Source organism: Gynuella sunshinyii YC6258, from assembly GCF_000940805.1.
Classification (GTDB): Bacteria; Pseudomonadota; Gammaproteobacteria; order Pseudomonadales; family Natronospirillaceae; genus Gynuella; species Gynuella sunshinyii.
In genome coordinates this window covers 1,544,313-1,560,991 of record NZ_CP007142.1, presented here as the reverse complement: position 1 = coordinate 1,560,991, position 16,679 = coordinate 1,544,313, and the positions used below count along the sequence as shown (strand labels likewise).

The window sequence follows — 16,679 nt, the reverse complement described above, 5'->3', positions numbered from 1 at the left end:
CACTTATTCTGATTTTCCCAGACACAAAAGGGGTTATCTCTGTTGCAAGTATTTAACATAACTTATGTCTGTTTCAGAAAAGCTATGAACTCTGTTCAAACGACTCCAATGGAGGTTCTGTTGTGGTTGGTAAATAAGCTTCAACGCGGTTTCGCCCACCGGATTTGGCGGCATACAGCGCTTCATCTGCCAACTGAATCAACTGCTTCAGTGAAGTTTTATGCATCCCGGGACGGGTACCGGCCACGCCAATGCTGACCGTCAAACGAATATCGAGATCACTTTCGCCGAATTCACTGTGCTCTATCGAAGCGCGAATGGTTTCTGCGATGCCGGCGGCAATATGAATATCCGCTCCCGGCACCACTACCATGAACTCTTCACCCCCCCAGCGCCCAATAAAGTCATGGATACGCAGTTTGGTCATCGAAATCACCTTCGCCAGATGCATTAATGCCTGATCTCCAATTAAATGACCATATTGGTCATTCAGCTTTTTAAAGTGATCGGCATCAATGAGTAAAACTGAAATAACTTCGTGATCATCGATACAACGATTCCAGGCCCGCTCAAGCCGTTGCTCCAGCCCCTTACGGTTTAACACCCCGGTCAGATGATCAATAATAGCCGCCAGTTCTGCCTGTTCACGCTGTCGAACCAGCTTCCGGTTGTCATCCAGCAAACGAATTTCATTACTCACAGAATTGGCAAATTGCCTGGCCAGCAGTTGCGAATGGACCAACAGAAACAACAGCACGGCATACACGAGTAATATATATTCCATGACATAAAACCCGTAACCGGGGGCCAGACTTAATAGCAGGTCATTGACCGCACCGACAACCAGCAGAAAAAAAATAGCCAGTGACAAACGGGCACCGGTAAGCCGTTGGGTCGTGGCTCTGACCAACACGTACAGAATCACCAGCATATTCAATACCAGCCACACCTCCTCAGCCGGTAATATCAGATATGCCAGCCAGTCCGCTGGAGTCAGAAAAATACTCAATGTCAGGACAATCGATCCCATCCAGGAATATCGCAGTAAACGCTGCGGATACACCTGTCGGAACAGATAAAGGTAAAAGTGCAACCAGATGGAAGCGGGTATTGCAATCGTGGTAAGTTCCAGTCGAAATCGCCAGATGGCTATGGCATTACGGACCCAGGGAAACATCTGCTCCAAATACCCGAAACCAACAAAGCACCTGAACGCAACAAACAGGCAGGCTACGGCTATTAACAGCGAACTGGTGTTCTGGCGCCGGTTTAGATAAATCTGCAGGTGATTAAGTGCCATGTAAAGCAGCGCGCCAATGGCAATACCATGCAGTAAAACCACCAGTATACGATTGCGGTTATAGCGCTGGCGCAGATCGATGGTAACAGCGGTACGAAGACCACCTTTGTAAAAATTAAACTTGGAAACCTGTAATACCAGCCAGTAACGCCCCTGGACAGGCGGAAGTGCGAATGACAGATAGTCCGGCGCGATAACATTATGGCGCGGATCAGCCGACACCTCTCCACCTTCAAACAAATCTATGATGTTTTGACCATCTTCACTGACGAGGTAAAAATGAAAGGCTTCACTGATGCGAATCAACCTCACCACCACAGGTTCAGTCAGTGCACCTTCAAAATTTAACTGAGTGGCATACGTGGCAACACCATGATTCATTGGATCCTTATCGGACACCACATCATTCCAGATTCCCGGCACCGTGACGGTTTGCCATTGTATGGCCGGGTCCGCAACAGAGTCCGGAGGCAATAATGCATTCCAATGAAATAACCATGTCCCATTTAAAACAACAGGATGATGATCCAGAAGTTGCTGACTAACCTGAAACTCCATCGCCGCCCATAATCGTGATGACAACAACGACAAAATCCAGAAAAGCAATACATGTTTACTAAGAATAAATGACATCGACGGAAAATTAGTGACTGTGATCACCATGAAAATGTGATTGTATCAACATTTTTCAGTCAATATGAGCTGAAACTGACAGAAACCTCTCTGCTTTTGACCGATATCTAATCCGCCGGCAATATCGGAGAGAAAAGACCCAAATCAGTGCATAAAAATAAACGCTCCTGGCCCATTGCCCGGTCACCCCACGAGTATCCTGCCATGTTGAGAAATACATCGTAGAGAGTTCACTTCAGCTGGTACGGATCATAAACAAACGCCGTCCATTTGATACACTTACTCCATGGTGATGACCATCCAGAGGTTTCAAACGAACGTGCAGTGGCTGCAAACATTACGCCTGTATTGGGCAAACAAAACGATCAATTACAGTTTCTTGATTCTGGTGACCTTACTGGGAGTGGTGATACCTGCCTGGTACTGGCAGCGCATTGACCTGATCATCCCTTTGATCCTGGGTATTATTGCAGCAGCACTGGCAGAAAGTGATGATAGCTTCAGTGGAAGGATTAAAGCTCTCGTACTGACTTTATGCTGTTTTGCGCTGGCGGCGTTCTCAGTCGAGTTGCTGTTTGATTATCCGATACTGTTTGCCATCGGACTTTTCAGCTCAACCTTTGGCTTTATTATTTTAGGGTCGCTGGGTCCAAAATACAGCAGCATCGCATTCGGATCTCTGTTGCTGGCCATCTACACAATGATCGGTGCTCACCAAAGCACTAACCTGTGGTTTCAACCCGTCATGCTGCTTTCTGGTGCTGCCTGGTACTACCTGGTATCGATGACCTGGCAGGCTATCTGGCCGATGCAACCGGTACAGCAAAGTCTTGCCAGCGTATTTTTAGACCTGGCGGATTACATTGATGTCAAAGCTGAACTATTTCATCCGGTCGATAACCTGATTCCTCAGCCTTTACGGATCAAGGAAGCCAGGCTTAATGTCAGTACGGTGCAGTCACTGAATAACTGTAAGGCAACCTTTCTCTCCCGCTCAAGGCGAGGTCGTATCGGCGGCCCGAGTGATCGTTTTTTAAATATTTATTTTATTGCCCAGGACATCCACGAAAGAGTCAGTTCCACTCACTATCGGTATCAGGATCTGGCCCGAGCCTTTGAGCGTTCAGATATTCTGTTCCGTTTTCAATATCTGTTACAGACCCACGCACAATGCTATCGTGATATTGCTCATGCCATCAAGATGGGTCGACCATACGAACACAGCAGTAAAGCCGTCCAGGCACTGGAAGAACTGATCAGTGCCATGAGCTACCTGAAAGGCCAGCAGAATCCCGGCCCAAAAAATCTGATTACCCAGCTGACGTATCTGTTCGACAATGTTGCCATGATCAGCAGTCAGATCGAAAACCTGAACAATCCAGATGCCCGACAAACCGACGAGGGGGCTCTTAACGACACTGACCCGCACACCATTCGTACCATGTGGCGGCGGATCAGCAGTCATTTGAATAAGGATTCTCGGATATTTCGTCATGCAATCCGCTTATCGATCGCGCTGACGGTTGGTTACGGCATCATACAGGCCTTGGGACTGGAACGAGGGTACTGGATTATGTTGACCACTCTGTTTGTCTGCCAGCCCAACTACAGTGCCACCCGGAAAAAACTGGTCAATCGGGTCATTGGCACCATTGCCGGCCTGTTGATTGGTGCATTTTTACTGACAGTGTTTCCTTCCCATGAAAGTCAGCTGGTCTTCATCGTCATCTCAGGAGTCCTGTTTTTTGCCTTCCGCCTGAATAACTACGGATATGCAACCGGGTTTATTACCTTGCTTGTACTGTTCTGCTTTAACCAACTCGGTGAAGGTTATGCTGTGGTTCTGCCACGGTTGGCAGACACTCTGGTTGGATGTGCACTGGCGGTTGTTGCTGTCACCAGAATACTGCCAGACTGGCATGCACGCCGGTTACACAAAGTACTGGCTGATGCGGTGCAAGCCAACCAGGATTATCTGGCGCAGATTATCGAACAATATCTAATCGGAAAAAAAGATAATCTGAACTATCGCATCGCCCGCCGTTATGCCCACAATCAGGACGCCAATTTGTCTGTCTCCATCAGCAACATGTTATCTGAACCGGATAAATACCGTATATCAGTCGAGGAAAGTTTTCGCTTTTTAACACTGAGCCATGCAATACTGGGTTATATCTCAGCACTGGGTGCACACCGGACAAAACTTATACAGGCCCCCACCCATCAGCTGGTCATAGACAGCCACAACCTGATCCACAGACACCTGGAAACACTGCACAAGCAGCTCAACAACAAAGATCACAGCATGGATCTGAGTACAATAGGACAAAGCGAACTCGAGCAACGGCTCAACGAGTGGCGTGATGAAGATGAAAGCTCAGCCCGACTGGTGTTACAACAGTTGCAGCTGATTTATCGGCTGCTGCCTGAACTGCATACACTGGCAGAAAAAATAGCAGGGAAAGGCAACAATATCTGACCATGCTTACCGCTTGTGCCTGGGGGATTCCCAAGCTCCCAATCCGGCAAACCTGTGAATGGACCCGGAAGACCGTTTTGAACGATTAAAACAATAACGAGTAATGTCCACAATCCACTAACAGGAGTTCGGCGAGCCGGAATACACGCAGATCTGATTCCGGCCTCTCGCTTTTGCTTCATACAGAGCTTCATCAGCCTGCTGAATGATTGTTTTCCAGGAGTCACCCGTTTGAGGATTCAGATTTGCCACACCGACACTAACCGTGAAACGTATGTGTTCATTCTCAAAATTCAGCACGGCTTTTTCAACACCATCACGAATGGTTTCAGCAACTTCTGCCGCTGCCGAGACAACTGCCCCCGGCATCACGACCATAAACTCTTCTCCGCCCCAACGCCCATAAAAATCATTGCTGCGCAACACCAGTCCACGCATGACCGACGCCAGGAAAGCCAGCGCGTAATCCCCTCTCAGGTGACCATAACGATCATTCAGCTGCTTGAAATAATCCGCATCGATGATCAGTAACGACAGACAGGTCTGTTCACGGATGGCGGTGTTCCAGGCCTGATCCAGCCGAACCTCAAGACCTTTACGATTGAGTACTCCAGTCAGGTGATCAATAGTAGCTTCACGCTCGGCGGCTTCACGTTCACGGGTCAGTTTACGGTTGTCGTGGATCAGCCTGATTTCGTTCTGAATGGCAACCGCATAACGTCGGGCCAGCAATTGCGCATGCAACAACAGAAACAGCAGCATGGCATATTCGGTAATGAATAAATCATAATGGGCATTTCGGGTGGAAATCAGATCATTGATCACCCCCACAGACACTATCCCAAAAGAGACCAGTGCCACTCTGGCATCAGGCCGCTGCAGTTGAATAGCCCGTAACACCGAGTAGGTAATCCCCACCATATTGATCAACAACCACAGCTGTTCCGCTGGCAGAATGACATAAGCCAGCCAATCCGGAGATATCAACAACACTGCCAGAGTCAACAAAATAGAACCGATCCAGGAAATCTGTAACACCCAGCGAGACAGCACACCATTGAATAAAACATGATAGAAATGCAGCCAGATCGTGGCCGGAAGAACCACTGTCAGTAACTCCAGCCGAAACCGCCAGATCGCAACCGTATTACTGGGTTGCGAAAACAGCCCTTCAAGATAACCGTAACCGACCAGACTGCGCAGGGCGATAAACAGACACGCCAGAGACAGCAGTAAAGAACTGGTGGACTGACGCCGGTTAATAAAAATCTGTAGATGATTCAATGCCATATAGACCAGCGCGCCAATGACAATTCCATGGGTCAGTGGTCGGTATACTGCCAAACGTTCGCGCCGCTGATTGGTATCGATGGTGACTGGAGAACGGATGCCACCTTTGTAGTAAATGAACTTCGATACCTGCAATACCAGCCAGTAATGACCTTCTGCTTGTGGTAGAGCAAACGACAGATAATCCGGTGCCACCACATGTCCTTCTGGCTGCTCAGACAGGCGTCCACCTTCAAACATACTGATGACTTTTGTGCCATCGGCCCGAACCAGGTAGCCCTTGAATGCTTCACTGACGCGGACAAAGTTGATCGTCAGGTTTTGAGTCAGGTTGGGGTGAAAATACAGTCGGGTGGCAAAGGTGGCAACGCCATGATTCATTGGATTTCCATTATCCACCAGATCATTCCATACGCCTGGAACGGTGACCGTTTGCCATTGAATATCAGGATCGGTGACCTGTGTCGGACTCAACAGCCGGCCCCAATAAAACTGCCACTGCCCATCCAGCGATATGGCATGGTCTGCCAACACTATCGGGTCGATCTGGAATTCATCGTCCGCCCATAGAAAGGGAGAACCCAGAATCAGAATAAAAAGAAAAAATACGCGCATGGCCGCCTGGATAATCATCAATCCAACTACTATTCAGATTAGACTAATAATCACATTGGCAGTGCTGTTATTTGAGGAATCAGGAATCTGTCAGAATGATTGGATTGACGAGCATGGCCAGCACACGCCAAAACGGAGTCTACAAGGGAGACAAAACCGGGTCTTCACTGAAAACACCCGATACGGCTGGCGATTAATCTCACTAAGCCTCTACGACCACGCAGTTCCGGCCACCATTTTTGGCTTCGTACAAGGCCTTGTCTGCCCGTTCAATGATTAGTTCCAGTTCATCGTCTGAGTGGCGCTGACTCAAACCGATGGAAATGGTCATCGATTTGTCCGCTTCCAGCATACAGCCGACATCAAGCATGACCTGCTGGCGAATCTGTTCACACACCTCATGGCAGCTGTCCAGTTGCTGCTCCATGAACAGAATCAGAAACTCTTCACCACCATGACGGGAGACAATGGCCTCTGGCGGCAAACCGTTTTGTATCAGCTGGGCCAGATTATGCAGCAGTACATCACCACGCTGGTGGCCATATGTGTCATTGATGTTTTTAAAATGATCCACATCGATCAGAGCCACACAAAACATCTCTGACCCTTTGATCGCCTCACGCAGTTTTTTCATCATGAAACGGCGATTGTGGATATTGGTCAGATCGTCAATGTGGATTTTTTTGTTCAACTCTTCAATCACTTGTCTGAGGGCCTGCTTTTCAACCTCGCTTTCCTCCTGGCGAATGCGGTCCAATTCCGCCTGCATGCGGGTCCGCTCAAGCTCCCGTCGGGCATCACTCAACTCACTGACAGACGTCATCAGTTTTGCCCGCGACGCTGCCACGCTGGAACGTTGTTCACGTTCCATCTGGTGGTAACGCTTATAGTGACTGAAGGCTTTTTCCATCAGACCTATCTGCTGACAGGCCTGAGAAATTTCCAGATGGGTATGCAGAACGGTCAGCCGCTCATCCAGCTCAATCAATGCAGGCAGGATATTTTCATACATATCTATCGCTCCCTGCACATCGCCGTGCAGCCAGGAGACTCTCGCCAGCAGTAATTCCGCATCCAGTCCCAGACTCTGAAACCCATGTTGTCTGGCCAGATTACCCGACAAAATAATATTGTGCCGGGCGCCACTGAAGTCGCCACTGTAGGCCTGTAACGCGCCATAGTTGGCCAGAATCAAGGCTTCGCGATAGGGGTTTTGGGATTGGCGCGCGAGTTTCAGCGCCTGCTGTGCATACAGCAGGCCTTCGGTGGCCACACCGGTTGCCTGCTCGGCTAACTGTGGTTGTTTGTGTGACAGCAGCTCCCGTACGTACAGGACACAGAAATCAGCCAGGTTATTCAGGACACAAAACCGGGCTTCGATATCAAGTTGCTGAGACAGAACCAGCGCCTGTAGCATGAATTTTTTGGCTTCTTCGTGCTTTTCGAGATGCTCCAGCACGACACCGATACGATTGTAGGCCCAGAACAGCAATGTCGGATTCTGTCTGGTACGGGCATATTCCATACTACGGGTAAGGTTTTCGAGCGCTTCGTCCAGCAAACCCAACTGGACATAAATGACTGACTGTTCATTCAGCGCACTGGCCAATTGCTCAATGTCATTCTGGCTTTGCCAGATAGAAATGGCCGATCGATAATGCTGAACCGCTTCGTGATAAAGCCCCTGCCGTGGCAACTGCATGGCCAGCAACATCTGCGCCCGCCCCTGAATATGGGTCAGACTGTGTTGGCGAGCCTGTTCAAGCACTTCAGTGGCCAGGGCAATACCGTCCTTATAGTTTGCCTTACTACGCTCACTGTCCGCCTGGGCCAGTTTAATTTCTAATTGATTGGACAGGGACAGATTGTTCTCCGTCATTCAGTATGGTTACCTTTGTTTTTCAAAACTGCTGAAGTAGCACCGCAGTACCAAACATCTGTTAATGAACAACCATAAATATAGCAGTCGACGGAATAATATAAGGTGAGATTTGAGGCTTTCTGACACCAATTATTGATCTGGTGCTCAAATATTCTGCTTTTGATCGATTCAGGCATAAGCAAAGGCAGTATAAAAGCACTCATTCCAAAGCTTCTGGTAACTATCATACCGGAGGAGTCATGGCTGGTCAGATGACGGCGCACCCGACCAGCAGGAAAATCAATCGGTTTCCCCCAGAATTTTCCCGACACGGTTACGCATCAGAGCGTAGTACATAACGGGAATGACCACCAGTGTCAACAAAGTTGATACCAATATCCCAAAGATGAGAGAAACGGCCAGACCACTGAAAATCGGATCATCGAGAATAAAGAATGCTCCGAGCATGGCTGCCAGACCGGTCAGGACAATGGGTTTGGCCCGTACTGCACCGGAACGGATCACCGCCTCTTCAAACTCAATACCTTCACGGACCTGCTGATTGATAAAGTCCACCAGCAAAATCGAGTTGCGCACGATAATCCCTGCCAGCGCAATCATGCCGATCATCGAAGTCGCGGTAAACTGCGCACCGAGCAACGCATGGCCCGGCATAACGCCGATGATCGTCAGCGGGATAGGGGCCATGATGATCAGAGGTACCGAATACGAGCGGAACTGTGCGACCACCAGCAGGTAGATCAGAATCAGACCGACAGAGTATGCCAACCCCATATCCCGGAATGTTTCATAGGTAACCTGCCATTCGCCGTCCCATTTCAAACTGTATTCATAGGGGTTTTCCGGTGGATTGATCAGGTACTGTTTAAGACTCTGACCGTTGTCGAAGATCTTGTCGCCAAGAGCCAGAAAGATCTCCGCCATACCGTACAAAGGGCTGTCCAGTTCGCCAGCCATATCACCGGTTACAAAGACCACCGGCAACATGTCCTTATGATAAATAGCATGTTCCCGGGTCGTGGGCTGCACGGTGATCAGATCACTGAGCGGCACCAGCTGACCGTTCTGGCTGCGAACTCTGAGCGCCAGCACCGACTTCATATCCGCCTTATCCGCCACGGGATACTCCATTCTGATCGGTACCGGATACTTAAAGCTGGGGCTATGCAGATAGCTGACATCCTCACCCGATAATACTGCCGCCATGGCCGCGACAATGGATTGTTGATTCACACCCAGTTGCGCGGCTTTTTGTTGATCGATCCGGGCAATCAGTTTGGGTTGCGCGGCTTCGACGCTGTTGTCGACATCCACAATATCCGGGGTTTCGGTAAACATCCGTTCTACTTCACGGGCCACCTGAATCTGTCCGGCATAATCCAGCCCATATACCTCTGCCACCAGCGGCGACATCACCGGTGGTCCGGGAGGCACTTCCACCACTTTCACATTGGCATCATAAGCCCGGCCGATCTTCTGCAACGGACCACGAACTGACAGCGCAATTTCATGGCTTTTGCGATCCCGGTGATGTTTATCGACCAGGTTGACCTGCAAATCCGCCACATGAGATCCCTCGCGCAGATAATACTGCCGCACCAGACCATTGAAGTTGATCGGCGATGCCAACCCCACATAAGCCTGATAGTCGGTCACCTCGGGCACGGTAGCGATATAATTGCCCAATTCCATCATGACCTGTGCCGTGCGTTCTGCGCTGGTACCTTCCGGCATATCAACGATGATCTGAAACTCTGACTTATTGTCGAACGGCAGCATTTTCAGAACCACCAGTCTGGCCACCGCCAGACTGACTGACGCGGCAATCAGGACCAGAATACCAACACCGAGCAACCAGCGTTTTGGTCGGCCGCGGTTACCCTGCAAAAACACGCCAACAGTATTCTTGAACAGCCGGTACAGCCAGGTTTCCTGATGTGCCCCCTCGGTGTTGTGATGATGCTTCATGCGTTTGAACATCACGTGCGACAGCCAGGGCGTGAAGATAAACGCCACTCCGAGTGAAATGACCATACCGATCGACGCATTGATCGGAATCGGACTCATATACGGCCCCATCAACCCAGTCACAAATGCCATCGGTAACAGGGCCGCAATGACCGTAAATGTCGCCAGAATCGTCGGGCCGCCGACTTCATCCACTGCCGCCGGAATGGCCTCGATCAGACTCTTATCCTCCAACTGCATGTGCCGATGGATATTCTCCACCACCACAATGGCATCATCGACCAGAATCCCGATCGAAAAAATCAGTGCGAACAGCGACACCCGGTTCAGGGTGAAACCCCAGGCCCAGGAAGCAAACAGCGTAATCGCCAGGGTAATGACTACCGCCATGCCGACAATAAATGCTTCACGCCAGCCCAGCGCCAAAAACACCAGAACCACAACCGAAGCGGTTGCAAAAATCAGTTTGGAAATGAGTTTCTGGGCCTTGTCATTGGCGGTTTCACCATAGTTACGGGTTACCGTTGCATGCACGCCATCGGGTACGAACACACCTTTCAATTGTTCGAAACGTTCAATGACATTTTCTGCGATATTCACTGCGTTGGTGCCCGGCTGTTTAGCAATGGCCACCGTCACCGACGGCTGGGTTCCTTTCATGCCTGCCGTCTGACCAGTGGCAGAAGGGCCGGCACCAAACCAGGAATAGGTTTCCGGCTGATCGGCACCACGGACGACATCCGCGACATCCTGCAGATACACGGGCTTGCCATTGGCAACGCCCACGACCAATGACTTCACTTCATCAATATTGCTTAAAAAAGCCCCGGCCTGAACCAGTATCTCCTGGTTATCATCCACCAGAGATCCGGCCGGAACCGTAGCGTTGGAAACCTGTAACGCAGTGCGTAAATCGCTGACCGCGATGCCATAGCCTGCCAATCTGATCGGATCGAGCAAGACATGCACCACTGAATCCGGGCCACCCAGCGTGTATACATCGCGGGTTCCCTTGACCCGCTTCAACTCCAGCTCAATGGCGTGGGCCACTTGCTGCAGTTCATAGGCACCGACTTCCGGGTTATCGCTCCATAACGTTAGCGAAACGATTGGCACATCATCGATACCTTTGGGTTTGATAATGGGCTGCGCCAGATTCAAATCCGTCGGCAGCCAGTCGAGTTTGGAATAAATGGCATTGTAGAGCCGCAGAATCGCTGCGGTACGGTCCTGCCCCACCTCATATTGAACGGTCAGCACCACCTGCCCAGGATTGGAAACCGAATAGACATGCTTGACCCCTTCGATCTCGGACAATATCTGCTCTGCCGGGGCTGCGACCAGGTGCTCAACCTCTTTGGCCGAAGCACCCGGATAGGCAATGAAAATGTTGGCGAAGGTCACATTGATCTGTGGTTCTTCCTCCCGGGGAGTGATCAGTACCGCAAACACTCCGAGCAGAAAACCAACCAAGGCCAGTAATGGCGTGATCTCCGTAGTCAGAAAGCGCCGGGCAATACCACCGGATACACCTAATTTTCGGTTCATAGTTCCGGATGTCCCTGTTGCTTGAGATAGATTCCAGCGGCAATCGGATCTGCTGCCACCTGTTCACCCGCCTGAAGGCCGGCCAGAACTTCAGTATGGCCATCATCCAGTTCATGACCACTGCGAATCTGACGCAAGGAGACCTGACCCTGATCATTGATGACGTATACCGCCGTAACTTCAGAACGGTGTACCACCGCAGATGTAGGTACCAGCAGACGCTCTTCTTCACCAATCACAAACGCTACTTTGGTATACATGCCAGGATAGATCCCTTCCTGTCCGACAGGCAGGTCCACCCGTACCCGGAATGTGTGAGTGGCCGGATCGGCATAGGGGCTGAAAGTCAGCTTAACACCAGGAATACTCTGGTTTTTACCATCAGTGATAATCACCCTGGCCCGGCCCAATTGCCGTACTTTATCAATATAACGCTGTGGCACATCCGCCACAGCCCGCAGCCGCTCCAGGGAAATACCGGTCATCAACCCCTGGCCGATACTGGCCATTTCTCCAACCTCTACCAGACGCTCCACCACGATACCGCTGTAGGGAGCCCTGACAACCGTGTGCTCCAGTTGCTCTTTGGCCTGTTCGAGCGTGGCCCGGGCCGCCTTGAAATTAGCTTCAGCGCTGTCCAGTTGCGACTTGGAAGCCAGCTTGCGCTTGAACACATCCTGGATACGATTGTAATTAGCCTCAGCTTCAACATAACGGGCCTGGGCAGATTTCAGGGTCGCCTGCTGCTCGGTATCGCGGAAACGGACGATGACGGAGCCTTTGGTGACGTAGTCATCCACATCGACATTGACTTCAATAATCCTTCCGGATACCTGGGCTGAAACGGTAGCCTGCTGGATGGCTTCTACCACCGCATCTGCCTTTTCTTCCCGAACCACACTCTGCTTAACAGCTGTCACCACCGGGAAAGGTAACTGCTCCCCGGCCTGGGTCCATAGCGTCAGCATGGAAATGGCCAACGCCACCGCCGAGGTTTTAATCAAGTACATAGTTATTCCTCCAAAGAGATATCGAAGTACCTCTTTCACCATAGTTCAACTTTTTATATTAGAAATTTCTAATTTAACTGGCGCAAGTATGGAGGGTAATGCGCTCGCGATCAAGGGGACCATTTAAAAAAGCCTGAAACCGTTCTCCGCTGAAAATCGTTATTTACTGACCAAAACTCCAGGGAACTTTAGCATCCCTGCGATAATGACGATGCTGCCCGCGATAATAACAATAGAGCCGGTCATATTGCCTTCCAACAAGTTGGGAAGTACTGACAGACTCTTAAAAATAAGGAGACAAGATGACCAAATTCACTCCACTATTGGTAGCAAGCGCACTTGTACTGACTTCAGGGTGCAACGAAAATTCCAATGACACAGATACTCCCCGCAGCCCGGATACCACCAACGACATGGTCTACCGAACCGACTATCAGGACTGGCCAGAACTCACCAGCACCATCGCTCTTGATCCCTCGATCGAAGCACAGATCGATACCCTCATCATGAACATGACTCTGGCTGAAAAAATCGGCCAGATGGTACAGCCAGAAATCAAACAGGCGTCACCACAGGACGTCATAGACTATCACCTAGGCTCCGTGCTGAATGGTGGTGGTTCCTGGCCCAACAATGACAAGAACGCCAGCGCAGCAGACTGGCTGGCAATGGCTGACAGCTATTGGGAAGCCTCGATGAATACCGATGACGGTAAAGCCGCTATTCCATTGATTTGGGGTACCGATGCCGTCCATGGCCACAGCAATGTCATGGGTACTGTACTGTTTCCGCACAATATCGGACTGGGTGCTGCCCGCGATCCGGCGCTGATCAAACGGATCGGCCAGGCCACCGCCCGTCAGGTGACGGCAACGGGTATCGACTGGACCTTTGCGCCCACGCTGGCCGTTGTCCGTGATGACCGTTGGGGACGCAGCTACGAAGGTTACTCTGAAGATGGCGAAATCGTTTTCAATTATGGCGGTGCCATGGTCGAAGGCTTACAGGGCGATTTCGGTGATGATCACGTACTGGCGACCGCCAAACACTATATTGGCGACGGTGGCACCGATCAGGGTGATGATCAGGGTGATAACCTCAGCAACGAGCATGATCTGATCAATATCCACGGTCAGGGTTACTATTCCGCTCTGAGCGCCGGCGCACAAACCGTCATGGCATCATTCAACAGCTGGAATGGTGAAAAACTGCATGGCCACGAATACCTTCTGAATACTGTCCTGAAAGGCAAAATGCACTTTGACGGCTTTATCGTGTCGGACTGGAACGGCGTCGGTCAGGTAACCGGTTGTACCAACAGCCACTGCCCGCAGGCCATCAATGCCGGCATCGACATGATCATGGTACCGGATGACTGGAAAGCCCTGATCACCAATACCATCCAGGATGTCAACGATGGTGCCATCGCCATGAGCCGGATCGATGATGCCGTACGGCGGATTTTACGGGTGAAATTCCGTGCCGGTCTGTTCACCAAGGTCAAGCCTTCGGAGCGTCAGGGCGCAGGTGATGCAAATAATCTGCACAGCGATGAGATGCGGGCAGTGGCACGTGAAGCTGTACGCAAATCCCTGGTGTTGCTGAAAAACAATGCCGATACCCTCCCGCTTTCTAAAGATGCCCGTATTCTGGTAACCGGCAAAACCGCCGACAGCATGATGAATCAAACCGGAGGCTGGTCACTGAGCTGGCAGGGTACCGGTAATACGAACAGTGATTTCCCTTATGGTGAGACCATCCTGAGTGGTATCAACAGTGCCATTTCCAGCACTGGCGAAGTAACTTACAGCCAAGACGGTTCTGCAGCCGATGACAGCTATGACGTGATCATCGCCGTGATCGGGGAAACTCCCTATGCCGAAGGTAATGGCGATATTGGCAAGTTTTCCACGCTGTCGTTTGGCAGTGCCTACCCGGCCGATGCCAAACTGCTGGACACACTGAACAGCAATGCCCCTGGTGTGCCAGTGGTTACTGTTTATGTGGGCGGTCGGCCGCTATGGATGAATCCGGAACTGAATAAATCCGCAGCATTTGTTGCAGCCTGGCTTCCAGGAACGGAAGGTGCCGGGGTGGCCGATGTCCTGTTTGGTGACTATCCATTCACCGGCAAACTGTCTTTCAGCTGGCCTGCCACAGACTGCCAGGTTCTGGTGAACCGCAACGATGGCCAGACTCCCTTGTTTGCCTATGGCTTTGGCCTCAGCACCAGTGATGACGGGTCACTCTCAACCCTGTCTGAAGAGACTTCTAATCAGGGTTGTGGTGCCGGAGATAACTCCTCTGCCGGGACCACGGACGTTCCGCTGGAGCTGCTGAGCAATGGCAATACAGCGACTGACTATACCCTGCGCATTGGTGGTCCTTCCAACTGGAGCGGTACCGAAGTGGACATCGACCCATCGGCCACCTCAACCCTGCCTGGTAACGAAATTACCGTCAAAACCATTGATGGCAGCGTTCAATTCAGCGCCAAAAATATCGTCTGGAGTGATATTGCCCAAATCTACATTCAATCCACCGATGCCAACACCACCCGGGATCTGGCTGCTTATGGCAATTCCGAGACCAGCATCAGTTTTCGTGTCCGGGTTCATGAGGCACCGGACGAAAGCGTGGAAGCGGTCAATCTGAGTGCTCATTGCATCTATCCCTGCGTTGGCGAAATCAATATCGCCGGACTGCTGCGCAGCCTGCCGCTGGATACCTGGCAGGACATTAAAATCCCGCTGGCCTGCCTGACCAATACCGGACTGGATATTACCAGTGTGAATACGCCATTCCTGCTATACAGCACCGGGGCAATGAACATTGATATAGAGAATATCGGCTGGCAGCCATGGACGGAAGACGAAGCCCTGGATTGCAGCACCCTGCAACCGCCGGTTCAGGCACCAACCATCAGCACCACCACATCCGTTTATAGTGATGGCATAGACGACAGCAGTCTGTTCAAACAACCGGCCAAATGGGCGACCGATGCTAGCACCTGGACGGAAACGCCTGACTACGTCACATTGGACGCGGCTTACAACGATGGTGGCAACACGGTCATTGACGCGCAGTATGGCAATGCAGCAAACCACAAAGGCATCGTTGTTCTTGGCATGGTTAAGGATACTGATCTGTCACAACTACCGGCTGGCAGCTATATCAGCTTTGATCTGAATGTGATCAGTCTCGGGGAAAGCAATGGACTGACCGCCAAGATGGTTTGTAACTCTGACCCCGATAATTGTCGTTCAGGTGATCTGGATATCACGACTCTGACCGATGAATACAGTGGTGCTATTCCCCTGCAACAGTGGCATACCTATCACATTATTCTGGACAACTATGCAGATCTGGACAAAAGCAAAATCACCACTGTGCTGGAATTACTGCCAAACTGGGCGGACAGTCATAATAATGTCCATTTTCAAATAGATAACGTCAAAATCGTGGCAAATAACGCACTTTAAAACGCGAAGCCCATATCGCAGTCTGACAATTGTGGCTCATGTACATGAGCCACAATTTTTTTTTGTCTTATAAAAAACCGTCGACTCATACTAAGGGAGGATATAGTCGTTACTCTGCTTGTCATTACCTTCCCCTATACTAGCCTTCTTAATCAGGCTGGCATCATCATAGAGTGTGTGCCCGCGCAGATTTCATTTAAACAGCGGTTGTAAGAGGAAATCATCAACGGGAATGTGAGCACTGTTTTTTTTGAACCTGCTGAATCTCAAGTATTCAGGGCAAAAGAGCGCCAAATGGACATGCCGTATGAACGATTGCCTGGAGCCTGGACAGCGAAGCTCTCAAAACAGTCATGGGAAAACAACAATAATAACGGGAACAGACAAGCAAACATGCCTGCCCCCGACAATTCCCTTAATCACACTCTCAAACGACTTGAACCAATTTCAAAAACAGACTGTGTTTCAGCAC

The 16,679-nt window shown here is 50.6% G+C and carries 7 protein-coding genes; 2 read left to right on the top strand and 5 right to left on the bottom strand.

What is annotated here, in order from left to right:
• Positions 1 to 82: 82 nt before the first annotated feature.
• Positions 83 to 1,885, bottom strand: coding sequence for a sensor domain-containing diguanylate cyclase (locus YC6258_RS27120; protein WP_169748942.1), 1,803 nt, complete (start codon positions 1,883 to 1,885; stop codon positions 83 to 85).
• Between the two features lie 367 nt (positions 1,886 to 2,252).
• On the opposite strand from YC6258_RS27120, the gene yccS reads away from it, so the two are divergent.
• On the top strand, positions 2,253 to 4,412 hold the full coding sequence (yccS, locus tag YC6258_RS06945) for a YccS family putative transporter (protein ID WP_245627018.1): 2,160 nt from the start codon (positions 2,253 to 2,255) through the stop codon (positions 4,410 to 4,412).
• Positions 4,413 to 4,529: 117 nt separating this feature from the next.
• Here yccS and YC6258_RS27115 read toward each other — a convergent pair whose 3' ends face one another.
• The 4 genes from YC6258_RS27115 to YC6258_RS06920 form a co-directional block, all read right to left on the bottom strand.
• On the bottom strand, positions 4,530 to 6,335 hold the full coding sequence (locus YC6258_RS27115; protein ID WP_052830123.1) for a sensor domain-containing diguanylate cyclase: 1,806 nt from the start codon (positions 6,333 to 6,335) through the stop codon (positions 4,530 to 4,532).
• 184 nt (positions 6,336 to 6,519) lie between these two features.
• Positions 6,520 to 8,196, bottom strand: a complete 1,677-nt coding sequence (locus YC6258_RS06935; protein ID WP_044616373.1) for a tetratricopeptide repeat-containing diguanylate cyclase — start codon at positions 8,194 to 8,196, stop codon at positions 6,520 to 6,522.
• A gap of 282 nt (positions 8,197 to 8,478) precedes the next feature.
• A complete protein-coding gene (locus tag YC6258_RS06925; protein ID WP_044616371.1) occupies positions 8,479 to 11,715 on the bottom strand; it encodes an efflux RND transporter permease subunit in 3,237 nt (1,078 codons plus the stop codon).
• On the bottom strand, positions 11,712 to 12,725 hold the full coding sequence (locus YC6258_RS06920; RefSeq protein ID WP_052830122.1) for an efflux RND transporter periplasmic adaptor subunit: 1,014 nt from the start codon (positions 12,723 to 12,725) through the stop codon (positions 11,712 to 11,714). Before YC6258_RS06920 ends, YC6258_RS06925 begins: the two co-directional genes overlap by 4 nt.
• Positions 12,726 to 13,027: 302 nt before the next feature.
• Here YC6258_RS06920 and YC6258_RS06915 point away from each other — a divergent pair, with 302 nt between their 5' ends.
• Entirely contained in the window at positions 13,028 to 16,207 is a 3,180-nt protein-coding gene (locus tag YC6258_RS06915) for a glycoside hydrolase family 3 protein (protein WP_044616370.1), read from the top strand.
• Positions 16,208 to 16,679: the final 472 nt, after the last annotated feature.